Origin of the sequence: Streptomyces sp. L-9-10 (assembly GCF_004151105.1) — a bacterium.
In the GTDB taxonomy this organism is placed as follows: Bacteria; Actinomycetota; Actinomycetes; order Streptomycetales; family Streptomycetaceae; genus Streptomyces.
Genome location: NZ_PHRF01000104.1, coordinates 1 through 646, shown reverse-complemented (window position 1 = coordinate 646; position 646 = coordinate 1). Strand labels below are relative to the sequence as shown.

The 646-nt window shown below is 69.8% G+C and carries 1 protein-coding gene; it reads left to right on the top strand.

All coding sequences use genetic code 11. The features are described 5' to 3' along the window. Window positions 1-646 (top strand): SulP family inorganic anion transporter (locus CU044_RS26335; RefSeq protein WP_129771249.1); only part of this gene is annotated, 646 nt, incomplete at both ends.

Below are 646 nucleotides of genomic sequence, written 5' to 3'. Positions count from 1 at the left end.
GACGGTCCGCGCACGGACTACAACAAGGAACTCATGGCGCAGGGCGTGGGGAACACGGTCTGCGGGGCGCTCGGCGCGCTGCCGATGACCGCGGTCATCGTGCGCAGCGCCGCCAACGTCCAGGCGGGTGCGCGGACTCCGCTCTCCCGGATCCTGCACGGCCTGTGGCTGCTGCTGTTCGCCGCGCTGCTGCCGGCGGCGATCGGCGTCATCCCGCTCGCGGCACTCGCCGGCGTCCTGGTGCACGCGGGCTGCAAGCTCGTACCGGTCAAGGACCTGCGCCCGCTGTGGCGGGAGCACCGCGGCGAAGCGGTGATCCTCGCCATCACGGCGCTGGCGGTCCTGGTCACGAACCTCTTCGAGGGTGTGGTCCTCGGACTGCTGCTCGCGGTGGTCAAGACCGCGTGGGAGATCTCCCACCTCCACGTCGACGTCCACGAACTCACCGGCGGCCGCATGGTGGTCTCGGTCACCGGCAACGCGACGTTCCTTCGACTGCCGCGCATCATGGAGCAATTGGAGGCGCTGCCGAAGGACCGTCCCATCGAGCTGGACCTGTCCGGCCTGCGCCATGTCGACCACGCATGCCGGATCGCCCTGGAGAACTGGGCGATGCGGCACAACGACGCGGAGACGGAACCGGTCA